This is a genomic window from Pseudomonas sp. RA_15y_Pfl2_54 (assembly GCF_963971015.1).
Lineage (GTDB): Bacteria > Pseudomonadota > Gammaproteobacteria > Pseudomonadales > Pseudomonadaceae > Aquipseudomonas > Aquipseudomonas baetica_A.
Map to the genome: position 1 here is coordinate 1 of NZ_CAXAPN010000012.1, position 18,795 is coordinate 18,795.

At 60.6% G+C, this 18,795-nt stretch carries 13 protein-coding genes; 4 read left to right on the top strand and 9 right to left on the bottom strand.

Annotated features, from left to right (window positions below):
- Window positions 1–168: integrase core domain-containing protein (locus AACY50_RS10885; protein WP_445261480.1), on the top strand; the 168-nt coding region annotated here is incomplete at its 5' end.
- A 63-nt stretch (window positions 169–231) separates the two neighbouring features.
- Here AACY50_RS10885 and cobA read toward each other — a convergent pair.
- The 8 genes from cobA to AACY50_RS10925 all read right to left on the bottom strand — a co-directional run bounded on the left by cobA (window position 232) and on the right by AACY50_RS10925 (window position 11,759).
- Complete coding sequence (gene cobA, locus AACY50_RS10890) at window positions 232–978, bottom strand: uroporphyrinogen-III C-methyltransferase (protein ID WP_339432474.1); 747 nt, start codon at window positions 976–978, stop codon at window positions 232–234.
- 10 nt (window positions 979–988) lie between these two features.
- On the bottom strand, window positions 989–3,706 hold the full coding sequence (locus AACY50_RS10895; protein ID WP_339538546.1) for a nitrate reductase: 2,718 nt from the start codon (window positions 3,704–3,706) through the stop codon (window positions 989–991).
- Window positions 3,706–4,023, bottom strand: coding sequence for a nitrite reductase small subunit NirD (gene nirD / locus AACY50_RS10900; protein WP_339432472.1), 318 nt, complete (start codon window positions 4,021–4,023; stop codon window positions 3,706–3,708). Before nirD ends, AACY50_RS10895 begins: the two co-directional genes overlap by 1 nt.
- A complete protein-coding gene (gene nirB / locus AACY50_RS10905; RefSeq protein WP_339432471.1) occupies window positions 4,020–6,473 on the bottom strand; it encodes a nitrite reductase large subunit NirB in 2,454 nt (817 codons plus the stop codon). Before nirB ends, nirD begins: the two co-directional genes overlap by 4 nt.
- Window positions 6,474–6,811: 338 nt before the next feature.
- Window positions 6,812–8,482, bottom strand: coding sequence for a bifunctional protein-serine/threonine kinase/phosphatase (locus tag AACY50_RS10910; RefSeq protein ID WP_339432470.1), 1,671 nt, complete (start codon window positions 8,480–8,482; stop codon window positions 6,812–6,814).
- A gap of 7 nt (window positions 8,483–8,489) precedes the next feature.
- Window positions 8,490–9,701 (bottom strand): nitrate/nitrite transporter, encoded by a 1,212-nt coding sequence (locus AACY50_RS10915; protein WP_339432469.1) that lies wholly within the window; start codon window positions 9,699–9,701, stop codon window positions 8,490–8,492.
- A 255-nt stretch (window positions 9,702–9,956) separates the two neighbouring features.
- Window positions 9,957–10,532 (bottom strand): ANTAR domain-containing response regulator, encoded by a 576-nt coding sequence (locus AACY50_RS10920; RefSeq protein ID WP_339432468.1) that lies wholly within the window; start codon window positions 10,530–10,532, stop codon window positions 9,957–9,959.
- A 15-nt stretch (window positions 10,533–10,547) separates the two neighbouring features.
- On the bottom strand, window positions 10,548–11,759 hold the full coding sequence (locus AACY50_RS10925; protein ID WP_339464968.1) for a CmpA/NrtA family ABC transporter substrate-binding protein: 1,212 nt from the start codon (window positions 11,757–11,759) through the stop codon (window positions 10,548–10,550).
- Window positions 11,760–11,994: 235 nt separating this feature from the next.
- On the opposite strand from AACY50_RS10925, the gene AACY50_RS10930 reads away from it, so the two are divergent.
- Window positions 11,995–13,014: a quinone-dependent dihydroorotate dehydrogenase gene (locus AACY50_RS10930; protein ID WP_339432466.1), complete on the top strand. Its 1,020-nt coding sequence runs from the start codon at window positions 11,995–11,997 to the stop codon at window positions 13,012–13,014.
- A gap of 157 nt (window positions 13,015–13,171) precedes the next feature.
- Here the strand turns inward: AACY50_RS10930 and rmf are convergent, their stop codons facing one another.
- Window positions 13,172–13,387 carry a ribosome modulation factor gene (rmf, locus tag AACY50_RS10935; RefSeq protein WP_003223300.1) on the bottom strand — a complete coding sequence of 72 codons (216 nt, stop codon included), beginning with the start codon at window positions 13,385–13,387 and terminating at the stop codon, window positions 13,172–13,174.
- A 529-nt stretch (window positions 13,388–13,916) separates the two neighbouring features.
- Between rmf and rlmKL the strand changes: the two genes are divergently transcribed.
- Both rlmKL and AACY50_RS10945 read left to right on the top strand, forming a co-directional pair.
- Complete coding sequence (gene rlmKL, locus AACY50_RS10940; RefSeq protein ID WP_339432465.1) at window positions 13,917–16,187, top strand: bifunctional 23S rRNA (guanine(2069)-N(7))-methyltransferase RlmK/23S rRNA (guanine(2445)-N(2))-methyltransferase RlmL; 2,271 nt, start codon at window positions 13,917–13,919, stop codon at window positions 16,185–16,187.
- A gap of 143 nt (window positions 16,188–16,330) precedes the next feature.
- Window positions 16,331–18,721: a sensor domain-containing diguanylate cyclase gene (locus tag AACY50_RS10945; RefSeq protein ID WP_339538547.1), complete on the top strand. Its 2,391-nt coding sequence runs from the start codon at window positions 16,331–16,333 to the stop codon at window positions 18,719–18,721.
- Window positions 18,722–18,795 lie beyond the last annotated feature (74 nt).

Below are 18,795 nucleotides of genomic sequence, written 5' to 3' on the forward strand. Positions count from 1 at the left end.
GAGCGGGTCAACGGCATCTTGAAAACGGAACTCTTGCTCCACCGGCCGACCGACCTGAAGCAAGCGGAGCAGATGGTGCGGGAAGCGGTCTTGATCTACAACCAAGAGCGCCCGCACCTGTCCTTAACATACAAAACGCCCGATGCAGTGCATCGGGCGTTAGGGTGAGATAGGTGTAAACCTATTTCAGGACTAGACATGTGATTTGGCCTTACGAGACGCACGCGGCCCCTAGGCAGAGTTTCCGCAGGCTGCGATCTTTTGATCTTCAATAACAGCCGCCACTGCACCGATCACCAGAATGGCAGGGCTCTTGAGTTCAAACCTGCAAGCATCGTCACTCATTGACGTCAGATTGCTCCGGCATTCGCGCTGCTCCGGCAACGACGCATTTTCGATCATTGCCACCGGCGTATCCGCCGCCATCCCGCCTGCCAACAGTTGATCGCGGATCTCGACTAGCTTGGCCACCCCCATGTAGATCACCAGGGTTGTGCCGCCCTGCGCCAGCGCCTGCCAGTTCAATTGGCTGTCGTCCTGAGTGTGTGCGGTCACCAGCGTCACACCGCGAGCGACACCCCGCAATGTGAGAGGAATATCACACTGCGTCGCTCCGGCCAGCCCGGCAGTGATGCCGTTGACCCACTCGACTTCGACGCCACGCTCGCGCAACCACAGCGCTTCTTCGCCGCCACGCCCGAAAATGCACGGATCACCGCCCTTGAGCCGCACGACGCATTTACCGTGGCGGGCATAGCGCAGCATCAACCGATGGATGAACGCCTGCGGTGTCGAGCGGCACCCACCGCGTTTTCCCACCGCAATAATCCGCGCGGTGGGGCAGTGTTCCAGCACTGCGTCGTTGACCAGATCATCGATCAGCACCACATCGGCTTCGCGCAAGGCGCGTACCGCTTTGAGGGTCAGCAGTTCCGGGTCGCCGGGGCCCGCGCCCACCAGCCAGACTTTTGCATTCATGGTGTTTTCCTCATCCGATGGTCGCGACTGGCTGCACATCGGCGGCCAGCAAGCGTTTTATTTCCGCAACGCAGGAGCCGCATTGCGTGCCGCAGCCCAGTTGGTTTTTCAGCCCTTGCAGATCCAGACCCTGACGAATGCCGGCGCAGACTGCGTTGAGGCTGACGTTTTCGCAGTTGCACAAGGTTTTATCCGGGGCGATTTGCGCTTCGGCGCTACCGGGTGGTGCGCTCATTGGCGCCAGTAGCCAGCGACGCAGTTGTTCGTCCGCGCGGCCTTCCAGCCATAGGCCCTGCAGCCAATGCTGCGCGAGGGTCTCACCGGCCAGCCGAATCGCAGTGATTCGGCCGTTTTCGATTCGCACGCGTTTGCCGATGGCGCGACGTGGGTCGTCGTAGGCCAGTACGGGCCCGTCGATAAGCGACAGGCATTGGTCAATCTCACGCAGTAATTGCGGATCTGGCGCCTCGCTGCTGGCGGCGCGTATCAGCAATGCCGATCGTTCACGTCCGACAAGGCTGAGACTTACGTAGGAAAATGCCTCGCAGAGTGGTCTTAGGGTCTCGAAATGCCGTTGTACATCGCCCTCAATGAGGGCGAATAGCCGCCATGGCAAGTTCACCGATTCCACGCGCACTCCGCTGTGTTTGAGTTCCGGCTGCCTGGACAGGGGGTCGAAGGCGCTCAGTGTCAGCGTGTTCACGCCACCCTTGAGAAAGCGATCGCCCCAATGCATCGGCAAAAATGCCTGACCTGGACGCACACTGTCATCGCTGCTTAGCGCGACGATCACAGCCCCTCGACGACTCTTCAGGTTGACCAGATCCCCGGGCTGCAAGCGATGCCGGCGCAACTCGTCGGGGTGCAGACTCAATACCGCTTCGCTGACATGGCCGAACAATTGCGCCGCGGTGCCGGTGCGGCTCATGCCGTGCCATTGATCGCGCAGGCGACCGGTGATCAGCGTCAGTGGAAAACGTGCATCGCGCGGTTCCTTGGCGGCGCGATAGGGGTCGGCAATGAACTGCGCACGCCCGTTTGCCGTAGGAAAAATACCGTCGCCGTACAAGCGTGGGGTGCCTTGCCTGGCTCCGGAGGGGAAGGGCCACTGCTGGGGGCCTATCTCGTCGATCAAGGCATGGCTGATCCCCGACAAATCCAGGTCACGCCCGCGCGTCAGCAGTTTGTATTCATCGAACAACTGCGCGGGTTGATCGAAGGCAAACAGACTTGGCTGATCAAGACGCAGACGTTTCTCCAGACGCTGTGCGAAGTCCACCGTGATCGCCCAGTCTGGACGCGCTTCGCCCGGTGCGACTACCGCTTGGCGAACGTGGGAAATTCGCCGCTCGGAATTGGTGACCGACCCTTCCTTTTCGCCCCAACTGGCGGCGGGCAACAGCAAGTCAGCAAACGCAGCGGTTTCGGTGGTGCGAAAGGCTTCCTGCAACACCACGAACGGACAGGCTTGCAGTGCTGCACGCACGGCACTTTGATCCGGCATCGATTGCGCAGGGTTGGTGCAGGCAATCCACAACGCCTTGATCTTGCCGCTGCGTACTTGCTCGAACAGTTCGATGGCGCTCAGTCCAGTGGTTTCGGGCAACCGTTCCACCCCCCAATAAGCCGCTACCTCGGCGCGATGCTCCGGATTGCCCGCGTCACGATGGCCGGGCAATAGGTTGGACAGACTGCCGGTTTCCCGCCCACCCATGGCATTCGGCTGACCGGTAAGGGAGAAAGGTCCTGCGCCGGGACGGCCGATTTGTCCGGTAGCCAGATGCAGATTAATCAGTGCACTGTTCTTGGCGCTGCCGGCGGTGGACTGGTTCAAACCCATGCACCACAACGACAGGAAGCTCGGCGAAGTGCCCACCCATTCAGCACATTGCTGCAACTGCTCGACACTGATCCCGCACAACTGCGACACCATCGGCGGGGTGTAATCGCGCACCAGGCTTTTCAGCGCCGTCAGGCCCTCGGTGTGGGCGTTGATGAAGTCACGGTCGATCCAGTCTTCCCACAACAACAGATGCAAAATCCCATGGAACAAAGCGACATCGGTGCCGGGCAAAATTGCCAGATGCAGATCTGCCAGATCGCAGGTATCGGTGCGGCGAGGATCAATCACGATGACTTTCATCGATGGGCGGCGGGATTTGGCTTCTTCCAGTCGCCGGAAAAGTACCGGATGGGCGTAGGCCATGTTACTGCCGACGATCATCACGCAATCGCTGAGTTCCAGATCCTCGTAGCTGCACGGCGGTGCATCGGCACCGAGACTGCGTTTGTAGCCGACCACTGCCGACGACATGCACAGTCGAGAATTGCTGTCGATGTTGTTGGTGCCGACCAGCGCCCGCGCCAGTTTGTTGAAGGCGTAATAATCCTCGGTCAGCAGTTGCCCGGAAATATAGAACGCCACGCTGTCCGGGCCATGCTCGGTGATGGTATCGGCGAACACGTTGGCGGCGTGTTCCAGCGCCGTATCCCAATCAGTGCGGCTGCGGGCCAAACCTTTGGCCAGGCGCAGTTCCGGGTACAGGGCTCGGGCTGCGAGGTCGCCGGTCAGGTGCAAGGTCGAGCCTTTGCTGCACAGTTTGCCGAAGTTGGCTGGGTGCGCCGGATCGCCGCTGACGCCGAGAATGCGCTCGCCGTCATGCTCGATCAGCACGCCGCAGCCGACTCCGCAATAACAGCAGGTCGAGGCGCTCGTCTGGCGATTCATCAGACGGCGTCCCGCAGGGCCAGTTGCACGCGACCATTTTCGATCCGCGCCGGGTGATGGTGGGCGCAGCCGACGTCCGGGGCTTGTGCCTCGCCCGTTTGCAAGTCGATTTGCCAGTTGTGCAGCGGGCAGGCCACGCGTTTGCCGTAGATCAAACCCTGGGACAACGGCCCGCCCTTGTGCGGGCAGCGGTCGTCGAGGGCGAAAACCTCATCGTCACTTGTACGAAAAATCGCAATGTCGCCTTTAGGCCCGGTAATGATCCGTGAACCGAGGGCGTTGATCTCATCGAGGGCGCAGATATCGAGCCAGTTCATGCCGGCACCTCCAGGTTTTTCACGGGGATCACATCGAATTCTTTTTTCAGTTGCGGCTGCGCCAGGCGCTCTTTCCACGGGTCCTGTTCGAATGACAGGGAGAATTGCAGGCGTTCGTTCAGCGCTTTACGACGCTCGGGATCTTCCAGTACGGCTTTCTTGATGTGCTCCATGCCGACCCGTTGCAGGTAGTGCACGGTGCGTTCCAGATAGAACGCTTCTTCGCGATAGAGCTGCAGGAATGCGCCGTTGTATTCGCGGACTTCTTCAGCGGTTTTGAGCTTGACGAAGAACTCGGCGACTTCGGTTTTGATCCCGCCGTTGCCACCGATGTACATCTCCCAGCCGGAATCGACGCCGATGATTCCTACGTCCTTGATCCCCGCTTCCGAGCAGTTGCGTGGGCATCCGGAGACGGCCAGTTTCACTTTGTGCGGTGACCACATGTTGAACAGGTCGTGTTCCAGCTCAATGCCCAGTTGTGTCGAGTTTTGCGTGCCGAACCGACAGAACTCGCTACCGACGCAAGTTTTTACCGTGCGGATGGATTTGCCGTAGGCGTGGCCGGACGGCATGTCGAGGTCTTTCCAGACGCCCGGCAGATCCTGCTTTTTGATGCCCAGCAAGTCGATGCGCTGGCCGCCGGTCACTTTGACCATCGGCACGTTGTACTTGTCGGCGACATCGGCAATTCGTCGCAACTCCGACGGGTTGGTCACGCCGCCCCACATCCGTGGCACCACCGAATAGGTGCCGTCCTTTTGAATGTTGGCGTGGGCGCGTTCGTTGATCAGGCGCGATTGCGGGTCGTCCTTGGCTTCGCCGGGCCAGGTGGAAATCAGGTAATAGTTCAGCGCCGGACGGCAGGTGGCGCAGCCATTCGGGGTGCGCCAGTTGAGGTAGCTCATGGTGCCGGCGATGGTCAGCAGATGTTGTTCGCGGATCGCCTGACGAATCTGCCCGTGGTTGAGGTCGCTGCAACCGCAGATGGCTTTCTCGCTTTTCGGTTTGACGTCCGCCGCGCCGCCGACGGTGTTGATCAGGATCTGCTCGACCAGCCCGGCGCAGGAGCCGCAGGAACTCGCGGCTTTGGTGTGCTTCTTCACTTCATCGACGCTGAACAGGCCGTGTTCCTGAATCGCCTTGACGATGGTGCCTTTGCATACGCCGTTGCAGCCGCAGACTTCGGCGGTGTCGGCCATGGACATGGCTTTGTCCTGGCCCTGATGTCCTACATCGCCCAAGGCGTTTTCACCGAACATCAGGTGATCGCGGATCTCGCCGATGGCGTGATTCTCACGAATCTGTCGGAAATACCAACCGCCATCTGCCGTGTCGCCGTACAGACAGGCGCCGACCAGCACGTCATCCTTGATCACCAGTTTCTTGTACACCCCGCCGATCGGGTCGGAGAGGGTGATGGTTTCGGTGCCTTCGCCGCCCATGAAGTCGCCGGCGGAAAACAGGTCGATGCCGGTGACTTTGAGTTTGGTCGACGTCACCGACCCTTGATAGCGCGCGAAGCCCAGTTGCGCGAGGTGGTTGGCGCAAACCTTGGCTTGCTCGAAAAGCGGCGCGACCAGGCCATAAGCAATGCCGCGATGGCTGGCGCACTCGCCGATGGCGTAGATGCGCGGGTCATAGGTTTGCAGGGTGTCGTTGACCACAATTCCGCGGTTGCATGGGATGCCGGCCTTTTCCGCCAGTTCTGTATTGGGGCGGATGCCGGCGGCCATGACCACCAGATCGGCGGGGATGATGTCGCCGTTCTTGAACTGCACCGAGCCGACGCGGCCATTGCCGGCGTCGTGCAGGGCCTGGGTCTGTTCGCACAGGCGGAAATGCAGGCCACGGGATTCGAGGGCGGTTTGCAGCAGTTGGCCGCTGGTTTTGTCCAGTTGCCGCTCCAGCAGCCATTCGCCGATGTGCACCACGGTGACGTGCATGCCACGCAGCATCAGGCCGTTGGCGGCTTCGAGGCCCAGCAGGCCACCGCCGATGACGACGGCGTGTTTGTGGGTTTTCGCGGTGTCGATCATCGCCTGGGTGTCGGCGATGTCGCGGTAACCGATCACACCCTGCAAGTTGTTGCCGGGAATCGGCAGGATGAACGGCGTCGAGCCGGTGGCAATCAGCAGGCGATCGTATTCGGCTTCGGTGCCGTCCTCGGCGATCACCCGGCGTTTGACCCGGTCGATCTCCACCACTTTGCGGTTGAGCAATAACTTGATGTTGTTTTCCAGGTACCAGTCGAGGTCATTGAGCACGATCTCTTCGAACGTTTGCTCGCCGGCCAGCACCGGGGACAGCAGGATGCGGTTGTAGTTGGTGTGCGGCTCGGCGCCGAAGACCGTGATGTCGTACAGCTCGTTGCTCAGTTTGAGCAGTTCTTCCAGGGTGCGGACGCCGGCCATGCCATTGCCGATCATCACCAGTTTGAGTTTTTTCATCAGGTTCTCCGGGGAGCTTCGGCTGGCCTCTTGTGGGCAGTCAGGCGTTGCTCGACAAATTTTGCGCAAACAAAAAAAGGCGTCCCGCTAGTTGCCTAGCGAGGACGCCTTTGTCCTGGTCCCGTTCTCTCGGGAAGCCGGGCCTTCGTCGTTGAAGGTTGGGCTTTATGTGTGGTGAACGGAGCAATGCAGTGGTTGTGCCAAGTGATGCATTGCCGGGTTTATTGGGGGAAACCGTATGTTACTGCCGGTTTTTTGCACCGAATCGAGGCGGGTTGCTCGTTCGTGGAGCGTTTGGCTGATGAATTTGCGCTGGCCTGGCCGACGCTTTCGCGGTCTCAACTGTGAAACAACAAAACCAGCAGCACCAGATTCCCCAACAAGGCCAGCAACGCCATCGTCCGCCAGACCTTCAAAGGCTCACGCTCCAATAAAGGCCTGGGCCGCACGCTGAGGCTGCGTCGTTCCCCTTGTTCCAACACCAATAACCATTCTTGCGCTGTTTCAAATCGTTGTTGCGGGTCGCCAGCCACACCGCGCTCCAGGCTTTGTGCGACCCATTCCGGTACGTCCGGGCGGTAGCGACCGGCACTCACCGGCACGCCGAATCGTGGCCGCTGGAAGGCTTCGACCTCGCCATAGGGAAAGTGCCCCGTCAGCAGAAAATAGAGCGTCACGCCTACCGCGTACAGATCCTGTTGCGCACTCGGTGGGTCGCCGCGAAAGGCTTCCGGGGCGAGGTAGCTCGGTGTGCCGGGCAATGTGGCAGGCGTGTCCTGCGAAAGCCCCGGACAATACGCCAGACCGAAATCCAGCAGCCGCAACTCCCCGTCGTCGCCCAGATGCAGATTCTCCGGCTTGATGTCGCGGTGCAGGATCTGCCGCCGATGCAGCAGCCCCACCGTCCGCAACAAGCGCTCGGCAATGTCTTGCCATTGCGCCAGGGGCAGTGGAGCGTTTTGTTGAAACAACTGCGCCAGCGTCGTCCCGGCATATTCCCGCATCACGTAGTACAAATGCTGACGCTGATGGCCAGCATGGATTTCGGGAAAATGTCTGCCGGCGACACGTTTGAGGAACCATTCTTCCGAGAGCAAGGCCTGCCCGGCCTGGGGATCATCGGCCAGACGCGTCGGCAGGGTTTTCAGCAACCAGCGCCGACCTTGCCCATCAATGACTCGATAGAGCAGCGATTGCTGGCTCTTGCCGACAACGCCTTGCACCTGCCAGCCTTCGAACATCTGCCCGTTTTTCAACGGCGGCGGCAGTGGCCATTGCTGCAAATGAATCAATGCGTCACCGATGCTCGCTTCACCGACGGCATCGACCCGCACCAGCAAAGCACTGGCGTTGTCCTGACTGCCCGCCAGGTGCGCGGCGTTGACCAGCGTCTGTACGGCGCTGTCGAGATCCGGCTGGTCGCGCAGAATGGCCGCAATCGCGGTATCGCTCAGGGTCGACCACACGCCATCGCTGAGCAGCACGAAACACTCGCCCGCGCGCAGCTCACCATCAAGGAAATCCAGCACCAGATGCTGATCCAGCCCCAGCGCACGCTTGAGTACGTGTTGCATGCCCGGCTGCTCCCAGACGTGATCCTGGGAGATGCGCTGCAAGCGGTCGGCCTGCCAGCGATAGACCCGGCAATCGCCGACATGGGCGAGGGTAAAGCGCTGGCCACGCATGACCAAAGCGCTGACTGTGGTGAGCAGCGGTTGCCCACCGCCGTTGGCTTGCAACCAACGATTCTGCGCAATCAGCAAGCGCTCAAGTGCCTGCGCCACGCCCCAGGTTTGCGGTGTGGCGTAATAGTCGAGCGCCAGGGCCTGCAAGGTCGAGCGTGCAGCGAGTCCGCCATCGGCGCATTGGCTGACACCGTCGGCGATGGCGAACAGATAACCTTTGCTCGCTGCCAGCGCCGGAGCGGGCGTGACCAGACGCAAGGCGTCCTGATTCTCCGCGCGCGGGCCGGTGGCACTGGCCTGGGCAAAACTCAGTTGCAGGGCCATGGACTCTTCAGACCCGCGCCGCCGTCACCGCCGCCGACCCCCAGGTGGTTCTCCAGCGACGCTTGACCCCGTGCAGACCAAACCACGCCAGCACGCCAAGACTGGCGAACAACCACAGCGCCAATTGATAGCTGCCGGTGCTCTGTTTGATCGCACCCATGCCCGCCGCCAACGCAAAACCGCCGATACCGCCGGCCATGCCGATCAGCCCGGTCATGACGCCGATTTCCAGACGAAAACGCTGGGGGACCAGTTGGAAAACCGCACCATTGCCTGCCCCTAAACCGAGCATGGTGCAGACGAAAAGCGCCAGCGCCGCGTAGGAACTTGGCAGGTTGAAACCAACAACCGCGATGCAAATAGCCGCGACGGTGTACATCGCCAGCAAGGTGCGGATGCCGCCGAAACGATCAGCCAGGGCGCCGCCCAGTGGCCGCATCAAACTGCCACCGAACACACAGGCCGCGGTGTAGTAACCGGCGGTCACCGGGCTCAAACCGTACTGATCGTTGAAGTAGCCGGGCAGGGCGCTCGCCAGGCCGATGAAACCACCGAAGGTGACGCTGTAGAAAAACATGAACCACCAACTGTCACGGTCGCCAAGGGCTTTGAAGTAGTCAGCCATGGCTTTGGGTTTTGGCCGCTGGGGGGCGTTTTTCGCCAGCAAGGTGAACAGCACCAGTGTCAGGATCAACGGAATAAGGGCGAAACCGAAGACGTTGCTCCAGCCGAAGGATGCAGCCAGTACCGGGGCGATCAGTGCCGCGAACACGGTGCCGGAGTTACCCGCACCGGCAATGCCCATGGCTTTGCCCTGATGCTGCGGCGGATACCACTGCGACGCCAATGGCAGGGCCACGGCAAACGACGCGCCGGCCATACCGAGGAACAGGCCCAGTATCAACGCCTGTTCGTAGCTATGAATGCCAAGTTTCCAGGCGCCGAACAGTGCACAGATCACGATGACCTGGCCGATCATTCCGGCAGTTTTTGGTGACAGGCGATCGGCGAGCATGCCCATCACAAAGCGCAGTACGGCGCCAGCGAGGATCGGTGTGGCGACGACGAGGCCGCGTTGTTGAGTGGTCAGGTGCAGGTCGCCGGCGATCTGCACCGCCAACGGGCCGAGCAGGTACCAGACCATGAAGCTCAGGTCGAAATAGAGGAAGGCTGCGAACAGGGTCGGGGTATGGCCGGATTTCCAGAAGCTTGAATTCATCGCGCACCTCAGCTGAAAAGAGTCTCGAAAGGAGTCATGCACAGCAGGTGGGGCGCCGCCACGGCCGCACCACCGACCCCGGTCTGTGGGGCCAAAACGAAAAAACGCCGCTACCTGACTCGCCGGGAGGGGCGAACGGGTGAGCGACGTCTTTGTCGAGGGTGGGGCAACCGCCGTTGGTTACCTGTGTTGAATGCCTAGCCAGATTTGTGCCAACAGGTTGAGATCAAGGTACGCACGCTCGCGATATCGGTTTCAGCCCAGCAACTCACTCATGGCAATGATCTGCTCCGCCACCTGAATCAGCTTCTGCTGGCGGCTCATGGCCTGGCGGCGCATCAGGGTGTAGGCCTCTTCCTCGTTGCAGTCCTTCATCTTCATCAACAAACCCTTGGCCAGTTCGATGCGCTTGCGTTCTGCCAGTTGCTGGTCGCGGGCCTGAAGTTGCGCGCGCAAGGCCTGATCGCTCTCGAAGCGGGCCATGGCCACATCAAGAATCGGCTGCAACCGTTGTGCGTGAATACCTTCGACGATGTAGGCACTGACCCCGGACTTGATCGCCTGACGCATCACGCTGGGGTCATGTTCGTCGGTGAACATCACAATCGGCCTTGGCTGGTCGCGGCTGACCAGTACCACTTGCTCCATGACATCGCGACTGGGTGACTCGGTATCGATCAGAATCACGTCCGGGCGCACTGTTTCGACGCGCGCGGGCAGATCGATGGTCAGGCCGGACTCGTCGATTACCTCGAAACCCGCCTCGGTCAGCGCGGTCTTCAGACGTCCGACTTTTTTCGCCGTGTCGTTGATCAGCAGAATACGCAACATGTTCACGGTCTCCTGTCAGCGTCGGGCGAGAAGGGGAGCGTCGTCGCCCAGGGCGTGCAGCTTGAAACTGCGGGCGTAACCGGCCGGGTCGCTGCCGTCCCAGACTTTGCCGTCGAGCAACTCGCTGCTGCGCATGTCCGTAGCCCACGCGGCAACGCCCACGGCGGTCGCGGCTTCACGGTAGATGTCGAGTTGTTGAACCTGGCGGGCGACGGCGAGGTAATCCGGATCTTCGCGCAGCAACCCCCAGCGGCGGAACTGAGTCATGAACCACATGCCGTCGGACAGGTACGGCAAATTGACTTCGCCCTTGCCGTGAAAGCGCAAGCCGTGAGGATCTTGCCAGCGATTGCCCAAGCCGTCGGCATAGTCACCGAGAAAGCGCGGTTCGATACACGACGTCGGCGCGTCCAGGTATTGCGGCGCGCTGAGCAACTGCGCAGTGCTGCGGCGATTCTGCGGGCTTTGTTCGATAAAACGACTGGCTTCAAGGATCGCCATCACCAACGCCCGCGCGGTGTTGGGGTATTGCTCGACAAAGGCACGGGTGCAGCCGAGAACCTTCTCCGGGTGATCGGGCCAGATGGTCTGGCTGGTGGCCAATGTAAAACCAAGATCCTGCTGTACCGCGCTGGCTGCCCACGGCTCCCCGACGCAAAAACCATCGATGCGCCCGGCTTGCAGGTGCGCGACCATTTGCGGTGGCGGCACCACCACGCTCTCAACATCCTGCAACGGATGAATGCCCTGGCTCGCCAGCCAGTAATAAAGCCACATCGCGTGAGTGCCGGTGGGGAACGTCTGGGCGAAGGTCAGTTTTGCGCGGCTTTGGTGCGCATGACGATCCAGTGCTTCAGGACTGGTCACGCCGAGGTTTTGCAGACCGTGGGACAGGTTGAGACTTTGGCCGTTCTGATTCAGGCCCATCAGCACTGCCATGTCGGTCGAAGCAACACCGCCGATGCCCAGGTGCACCGCGTAAATCAGCCCGTAGAGGCTGTGGGCGGCGTCGAGTTCGCCGCTGACCAGTTTGTCGCGCAAATTGGCCCACGACGTCTGGCGTTTCAGGTTCAGGGTCAGCCCATAAGGTTGGGCAAAGCCCTGAGTGGCGGCGACGACCACGGAGGCGCAATCGCTCAGGGCCATGAAACCCAGGTTGATTGCGCTTTTTTCCGGGGCATCACTGCCGTTGACCCAGGCCAGCGGCCCGACGGAGGGTTCATTCATCGAGTGCACCTGCAAAAGCCGCCTTCAAAAAAAACGCCGTCCCAGGCTTTGCGCAGGCAAAACCCGAGGACGACGCCATTGTCATTGCCCGCACGCCGCCGTTGGCCTGTGAGCTGATGACGATGAAAGTGCAAGGCATATGCCAGTCGCCACGATTTGCGTGTGCGCCTCGCACGGCAGGTCGATGCACGGCTATAATCGCCGCCTCTTTTCGCCGCCCGAGTCATCGCCGCCCATGTATTCCCTGGCCCGTCAGCTGTTGTTCAAACTTTCCCCGGAAACCTCCCACGATCTGTCGCTGGATCTGATCGGCGCGGGTGGGCGTTTGGGCCTCAATGGCTTGCTGTGCAAGGCACCGGCGAAGATGCCGGTGACGGTCATGGGGCTGGAGTTCCCGAACCCGGTGGGTCTGGCGGCCGGTCTGGACAAGAACGGCGCGGCCATCGACGGCTTCGCGCAACTGGGTTTCGGTTTTGTCGAAATCGGCACCGTGACTCCACGCCCACAGCCAGGCAACCCGAAACCACGGATTTTCCGCCTGCCGGAAGCCGAGGCGATCATCAATCGCATGGGTTTCAACAACCTCGGTGTCGATAACCTGCTGGCGCGCGTCGCAGCGGCCAAATACAAAGGCGTGCTGGGCATCAACATTGGCAAGAACTTCGACACCCCGGTCGAGCGTGCCGTGGACGATTATCTGATCTGCCTGGACAAAGTCTACGCCCACGCCAGTTACATCACGGTCAACGTCAGCTCGCCGAACACCCCGGGTCTGCGCAGTTTGCAGTTCGGTGATTCGCTCAAACAGTTGCTGGCTGACCTGGCCACGCGCCGCGCCGAACTGGCGTTGCGTCATGGCAAACATGTGCCGCTGGCGATCAAGATCGCTCCGGACATGACTGACGAAGAAACTGCGCAGGTCGCGCAAGCGTTGATCGAAACCGGGATGGACGCGGTGATTGCGACCAATACCACCCTGAGCCGTGTGGGTGTTGAAGGCATGGAGCATGGTGATGAGGCGGGTGGTCTGTCGGGCGCGCCGGTGCGAGACAAGAGCACGCACACGGTGAAGGTGCTGGCGGGTGAGTTGGGTGGTCGTTTGCCGATCATTGCCGCTGGCGGTATCACGCAAGGCAAACATGCGGCTGAGAAGATCACGGCCGGTGCGAGCCTGGTGCAGATTTATTCTGGCTTCATCTATAAAGGCCCGGCGTTGATTCGTGAGTCGGTCGACGCCATCGCTGCCCTGCGCTGATTTCGCAGGTTATGTGATCCAGCACAAAAAATGATCATTCAGGCATAAAAAAGGGCTCCTCGAAGGAGCCCCTGGGCCGCAGCCCGCCGTCCGGGAAGGACGTGCGTGGTTAATGCGTTAAACATTCAGATTGTCGTGTCGGAGTAAATGCCCTGTGTCAGCCGACGGCGTGAAGTTCGTTGAGTCTGTGGATTCCCGCAGTGCCGGTCATACCGTCCCAGTTGTCGCCGCGTCCTTCTCGCCAGCCGTTGATCCAGGCTTGGCGTACCGACGGTAGAGTAAATGGGCAAAGCTCACGGGATTTTCCACCAACGCCATATTGATATCCGCGCAAAAATGCTCTTTCCAACGGATCACGCTTAAGTCTTCTCATAGGGTGTTTCCCTCACTTGTTGACTGTTCTTGACGCGTTGACCTCAATCGAGGTCTGGCAGAAATCTCCTGCCGTTGGCGGCTCGCTGCCGGCGTGGCGAGCCAAGGTGTTGACGCCGTTTCAACGTCAACCTGTGCTCAGTTCTAACCAATGAGTCACACCGATGGAATGATCGTTTTGTCATAAGCACGTAACAAAAATAGTGCTATTGCCATAAGTACCGACGGGTTTCATGGGTGTTCTTTAGGCAAACCCCGGTATGATCGGCTCCGCGCTGGATGATGGGGTTAATTCTTTAGTGAGAATGACCCACGTTTAGCGTCAGGTACTATTCGACGAAGGGTCGTTTTACGGCAATTTGTTTCACCACGTTTTTATCTGTCCTTGCATCTAAGCTCTTTTAACCCGAGCAGCGGGGATGGAATGGCACACCTTCGTGCCACGCGGGCGTTCTTTTAGAAAAGCGCCTGATTGAAAACCGGATCGGCAATGCGTTGCCGATTCACTAGCCAAAGGCTCTGGAAAAACCATGTCCGATCGTTTCGAACTCTTCCTCACTTGCCCCAAAGGCCTTGAAGGCCTGCTCATCGAGGAAGCCGTCGGGCTTGGCCTTGAAGACGCCCGCGAGCACACGTCCGCCGTGCGTGGCATGGCGACCATGGAAACCGCTTATCGCCTGTGCCTCTGGTCGCGTCTGGCTAACCGTGTGCTGCTGGTGCTCAAGCGTTTTCCGATGAAAGACGCTGAAGACCTGTACCACGGCGTGCTCGACGTCGAGTGGCAGGACCACATGCTCAGCGACGGCACCCTGGCCGTTGAATTCAGTGGACACGGCTCGGGTATCGACAACACCCACTTCGGCGCCTTGAAAGTCAAAGACGCCATTGTCGACAAACTGCGTACCCCGCAGGGCGATCGCCCGAGCATCGACAAGCTGAACCCGGATCTGCGCATTCACCTGCGTCTGGATCGCGGCGAAGCCATTCTGTCCCTCGACCTTTCCGGCCACAGCCTGCACCAGCGCGGCTATCGCTTGCAGCAGGGCGCGGCACCGTTGAAGGAAAACCTCGCGGCGGCGATTCTGATCCGTTCCGGTTGGCCGCGCATTGCGGCTGAAGGCGGCGCGCTGGCTGACCCGATGTGCGGTGTCGGTACGTTCCTCGTCGAAGCCGGCATGATCGCCGCCGATATGGCGCCGAACCTGCGTCGTGAACAGTGGGGCTTCACCGCTTGGCTCGGTCACGTCCCGGCGCTGTGGAAGAAACTCCACGAAGAAGCTTCCCAGCGTGCCGCTGCCGGTCTGGCCAAGACGCCGCTGTGGATTCGCGGTTACGAAGCGGACCCGCGCCTGATTCAACCGGGCCGCAACAACGTTGAACGTGCGGGTTTAAGCGAGTGGATCAAGATCTACCAGGGCGAAGTCGCGACGTTCGAGCCGCGTCCGGATCAGAACCAGAAAGGTCTGGTGATCTGCAACCCGCCGTACGGCGAGCGTCTGGGTGACGAAGCCAGCCTGCTTTACCTCTACCAGAACCTCGGCGAGCGCCTGCGTCAGGCCTGCCTGAACTGGGAAGCGGCGGTGTTCACCGGCGCGCCGGATCTGGGCAAGCGCATGGGCATTCGCAGCCACAAGCAGTATTCGTTCTGGAACGGTGCGCTGCCGTGCAAGCTGCTGTTGATCAAAGTGCTGCCGGATCAGTTTGTCACCGGTGAGCGTCGCACACCGGAACAGCGTCAGGCCGAGCGTGAGCAAGCCGCTTACGATCAAACCCCGGACGAGCCACAAGAGCGCAAATTCAACAAGAACGGCAATCCGATCAAACCGACGCCAGCCCCTGCGCCAGTGATCGAGCAGCCGCGCTTGAGCGAAGGCGGGCAGATGTTTGCCAACCGTCTGCAAAAAAACCTCAAGGCCATGAGCAAGTGGGTCAAGCGCGAAGGCATTGATTGCTACCGCGTCTACGATGCCGACATGCCTGAGTATTCGATGGCCATCGACCTGTACCACGATTGGGTGCATGTCCAGGAATACGCGGCGCCGAAGTCCATCGACCCGGAAAAGGCCTCGGCCCGCATGTTCGATGCCCTGGCGGCGATTCCGCAGGCGCTGAACGTCGACAAGAACCGCGTGGTGGTCAAGCGCCGCGAACGCCAGAGCGGCACCAAGCAGTACGAGCGCCAGAGCGCACAGGGCAAGTTCAACGAAGTCAGCGAGGGCGGCGTGAAGTTGCTGGTCAACCTCACCGACTACCTCGACACCGGCCTGTTCCTCGACCACCGGCCGATCCGCATGCGCATTCAGAAAGAGGCTGCCGGCAAGCGCTTCCTCAATCTGTTCTGCTACACCGCGACGGCCAGCGTCCACGCGGCCAAGGGCGGTGCTCGCAGCACCACCAGCGTTGACCTGTCGAAGACTTACCTCGATTGGGCGCGCCGTAACCTGTCGCTGAACGGCTACTCGGACAAGAACCGTCTGGAGCAGGGCGATGTGATGGCGTGGCTGGAGAACTGCCGGGACGAGTACGACCTGATCTTCATCGATCCACCGACTTTCTCCAACTCCAAGCGCATGGAAGGGATTTTCGACGTGCAGCGTGATCAGGTGCAGTTGATCGACCTGGCCATGGCTCGCCTGGCGCCGGGGGGCGTGCTGTACTTCTCCAACAACTTCCGCAAGTTCGAGTTGGAGGAGAATTTGACCGAGCGTTATGCGGTCGAGGAAATCAGCGCGCAGACCCTTGATCCGGATTTCGCCCGTAACACCAAGATTCACCGCGCCTGGAAAATCACGGCTCGTTGACGCTTGGAAAGATTGGATCCACAGAGCCTTGATTTTTAAAGGCTCTTGGATTCTCTCAGTGCTAGCCAAATTAGTGGCTAATAGCTATAACTCACTCATGGCCAATGGCGTTTTCCGCAATAGTGGCGTAGTGAGTGGCCCTTATGTCGTTGCACCCCGTGCGCCCGAAGATTCTGGGTTTTATCAGCGAAGACGTCTCGGCCTGGCTGGTCGCGATGCTGGTATTGCTCGCCGGCGGGATTCTCACGGGGCTGCTCGCCTGGGCGACCCTCAATCAGTTGCAGCAACAATTGCATCAGCGTTTTCAACTGCTGGCCAATGAACGCTACAGCCGCATCGAAGAGCGCTTTCAGGATCAGGAACAGCGCCTGGACGGCTTGCGCCGCTTCTTCGTCAACTCCCAATCGGTGTCCCGCGCCGAGTTCGATGGTTATGCCAAACCCCTGCTGTTGCGTACTCAAGCCTATTCCTACGCCCCTCGCGTGCCGCGTGCACAGCGACTTGCGCTGGAGCAGGCGGTCCGTGACGAGGGCTTGAGCACCTTTACCTTTCGCGAACTGAGCGCCGACGGCCAGTTGCAAGTGGCGGGGGATCGCGCCGAGTACGTGCCGGTGCTCTACACCCAGACCCAGAGTCGCTTGCCGGCCCCGTTGGGTTATGACCTGCTGGCGCAGCCGCTGCGCCGTGCAACGCTGGAGCGCGCCGATCACACCGGCCGTATGGCCGTCTCGCAACCGTTGCATCTGGTCAGCATCGAGCCGGCCTATGCGCGGGGAGTATTGCTGCTGGCGCCGGTCAACCGCGCAGGCGCGCCGGGCGCAATGCCGCAAGGCTACGTCATGGCGGTGATCAGCATGCGTCAGTTGCTCGCGGACGGGTTGCCTGAAGAAAACCATGATTTCCTGACGGTGCGCATTCTCGACCTCTCCACCGCCGAGCAACACGAGGTGCTGTACGAATCGGCGAACAAACCCGGGGCGAGCGATCTGGAATCGACCCGGCTGTTGCGCCTGGCTGACCACGACTATCAGGTTGAAATGCAGCCCAGCGAAGCGTTCCTGCAGGCCAATCTCTCCTCCATCAGCAGCCTGGTGGTACTGGGGGCGATGCTCAGTCTTTTGCTCAGTGCCTTGCTCTACGTACTGGTCAGTCAGCGTCAACGAGCCCTGCGCCTGGTCGAGCAACGCACCCGGGAACTGCATGCCCGCGAGCAGGAGCTGCGCGGCGCCCACGGCCAGTTGCGTGGCGTGCTGAATGCCGCCACGCAAGTAGCGATTATCGCCACTGATTTGCGCGGCGTGATCAACACTTTCAACCCGGGTGCGGAACAGATGCTGGGCTACAGCAGCGCCGATGTCGTCGGCCACATGACCCTGGAAAACCTGCACCTTACGCGTGAGTTGACGGCGCGCTCTGCCGAGTTGAGCGCGCGCTATGGCAAGACCATTCCGACCTGTCAGGCGATGTTGGTCGAGGGGGGAGAAGTGGGCGGTCACGAAGCGCGTGAATGGACGCTGGTACGCCACGACGGCAGTCATTTGCCGGTGAACATGCTCGCAACACCGGTTCTCGATGAGCAAGGCCTTTGGGTCGGGCATCTGGCGATCTGCATCGACATCACCGAACGCAAGCGGGTGCACGAGGCACTGGCGGCGCGGGACGTGTTGTTAAAGAAGCTCAGTGCCCATGTCCCGGGCGGCATCTATCAATTCAAAATGGAGTTCGGTGGGCGTTTCAGCGTGATCTACGCCAGCGACGGCATCCGGGAAATCTACGAACTTGAGCCGGACGTGCTGTTGCTCGACGCCGAGGTGGTCTTTTCTCGCATTCACCCGCAGGACATCACCCGCGTGCGCAAATCGATTCGTGCGTCGGCTGAAAACCTCAGCCCATGGCGCGAGGAGTACCGCGTGCAGTTACCCGAGCGCGGCGTGCGCTGGGTTCGCGGTGAAGCGACGCCCGAAGAGCTGCCGGGCGGGGGCGTGCTGTGGCACGGCTACATTTCAGACATTTCCGACCTCAAGCGAGTGCAGGAGGAACTGCGAGCACTGTCGGTGACAGATTCGTTGACCGGCATTCACAACCGTCGCTACTTCCAGGAACGACTGACCAGCGAAATGGCTCGGGTTGAGCGGGGTGGTGGCGAGCTGTCGGTGATCATGCTCGACATCGATCATTTCAAGCGCATCAACGACCAGTATGGTCACGCGGTGGGTGATCGGGTGCTTCAAGCCGTGTGCGAGCGTATTGGCCACCGGTTGCGGCGTACGGATGTGTTTTGCCGCTTGGGTGGTGAGGAGTTCATGGTGCTGTGTCCGGACATCGACGGTGAACACGCGTACAGGTTGGCCGTGAAGTTGTGGCAGGGCCTTCGCAGCGCGCCGGTGGATGTGGTTGGCGTGGTCACCGCGAGTTTCGGTATCGCCAGTTGGCGACCGGGAGAGGGGGCTGATTCGCTATTGCTGCGCGCGGATTCAGGGGTTTACGCGGCGAAGCAGGGCGGACGGGATCGTGTCGAGCGGCAGATGAATTAAACCTGTGGGCGCTAATCCCCAGCGGGAGCGGGCTTGCTCGTGAAGGCGCAATGTCAGCCAATAGCGTTCTGGCT

What these genes read in the sequence shown, in the direction of transcription:
- AACY50_RS10920 (WP_339432468.1), bottom strand. Translation starts at nt 10,532, where the DNA reads ATGTTGCGTATTCTGCTGATCAACGACACGGCGAAAAAAGTCGGACGT.
- rmf (WP_003223300.1), bottom strand. Translation starts at nt 13,387, where the DNA reads ATGAGAAGACTTAAGCGTGATCCGTTGGAAAGAGCATTTTTGCGCGGA.
- AACY50_RS10910 (WP_339432470.1), bottom strand. Translation starts at nt 8,482, where the DNA reads ATGGCCCTGCAACTGAGTTTTGCCCAGGCCAGTGCCACCGGCCCGCGC.
- AACY50_RS10895 (WP_339538546.1), bottom strand. Translation starts at nt 3,706, where the DNA reads ATGAATCGCCAGACGAGCGCCTCGACCTGCTGTTATTGCGGAGTCGGC.
- AACY50_RS10945 (WP_339538547.1), top strand. Translation starts at nt 16,331, where the DNA reads ATGTCGTTGCACCCCGTGCGCCCGAAGATTCTGGGTTTTATCAGCGAA.
- nirD (WP_339432472.1), bottom strand. Translation starts at nt 4,023, where the DNA reads ATGAACTGGCTCGATATCTGCGCCCTCGATGAGATCAACGCCCTCGGT.
- AACY50_RS10930 (WP_339432466.1), top strand. Translation starts at nt 11,995, where the DNA reads ATGTATTCCCTGGCCCGTCAGCTGTTGTTCAAACTTTCCCCGGAAACC.
- AACY50_RS10925 (WP_339464968.1), bottom strand. Translation starts at nt 11,759, where the DNA reads ATGAATGAACCCTCCGTCGGGCCGCTGGCCTGGGTCAACGGCAGTGAT.
- AACY50_RS10915 (WP_339432469.1), bottom strand. Translation starts at nt 9,701, where the DNA reads ATGAATTCAAGCTTCTGGAAATCCGGCCATACCCCGACCCTGTTCGCA.
- nirB (WP_339432471.1), bottom strand. Translation starts at nt 6,473, where the DNA reads ATGAAAAAACTCAAACTGGTGATGATCGGCAATGGCATGGCCGGCGTC.
- cobA (WP_339432474.1), bottom strand. Translation starts at nt 978, where the DNA reads ATGAATGCAAAAGTCTGGCTGGTGGGCGCGGGCCCCGGCGACCCGGAA.
- rlmKL (WP_339432465.1), top strand. Translation starts at nt 13,917, where the DNA reads ATGTCCGATCGTTTCGAACTCTTCCTCACTTGCCCCAAAGGCCTTGAA.